The organism is Allobosea sp. 01N443 (assembly GCF_056399325.1).
In genome coordinates this window covers 1-992 of record NZ_JBFTRC010000399.1, presented here as the reverse complement: position 1 = coordinate 992, position 992 = coordinate 1, and the positions used below count along the sequence as shown (strand labels likewise).

General features: G+C 68.4%; 1 protein-coding gene. It reads left to right on the top strand.

Annotated features, from left to right (window positions below; all coding sequences use genetic code 11):
• A partial coding sequence (locus AC1DRP_RS36665) for a calcium-binding protein (protein WP_476771150.1) occupies nt 1-992 on the top strand: 992 nt, incomplete at both ends.

Genomic DNA, 992 nt, shown 5'->3' with positions numbered 1-992 from the left:
CTGACCGGGACGGAATGCGCCGACCTGATCGACGGGCGCGACGGCAATGACGTGATCGAYGGCCGCGGCGGCTCSGACATCCTGCATGGCGGCGCCGGCAACGACTTCATCCGCGGCGGCGCCGGCCATGACCTGATCTATGCCGGCCGCGGCAACGACATCGTCTATGGCGGCGACGGCAACGACACGATCTATGGCGRYGACGGCGACGACCAGCTCTTCGGCGAGGATGGCGACGACATCATCTTCGGCGAGGCTGGCGATGACATCATTGTCGGCGGCGCCGGCAACGACCAGCTCTCCGGCGGTGACGGCAAYGACSWGATCYMKGGCGGCACCGGCGACGACCAGATCGCCGGGGATGCCGGCAACGACGTCATCCATGGCGATGAGGACGACGACACCGTGGATGGCGGCGCCGGCAACGACGAGCTTCATGGYGATGCCGGCGACGATCACGTCATGGGCGGGGCCGGCAATGACCAGGTCTATGGCGAGGACGGCGACGACATCCTCGACGGTGGCGACGGCGACGACTGGATCGACGGCGGAGAAGGCGACAACACGATCTTCACCGGCGACGGCAACGACACGGTCCGAACCGGCAACGGCAACAATGTCGTCACCGGTGGCGCTCATGTCGACCTCGTCCAGTTCGGCGCCGGCCAGGACACGGCCCAGCTCGGMGCCGGCGACGATGCAGCGGCCGGTGGCGGCGGCAACGACCGGCTCTTCGGTGAGGATGGCGACGACACGCTCTCCGGTGATGCCGGCGACGATGTGCTCGATGGCGGTTCCGGCGACGATCATCTCGCGGGCGGCGCCGGTGACGACCAGATCCATGGCGGGACCGGTAACGACATCGTCTTCGGCGGCGATGGGTGCGACCGGATCGAGGGCGACGCGGATGACGACGTCGTCTTCGCCGGCGCCGGCGACGATAGGGTCGAGGGCAATGCCGGCAATGACCGGCTCTTCGGCGAGGCTGGTGA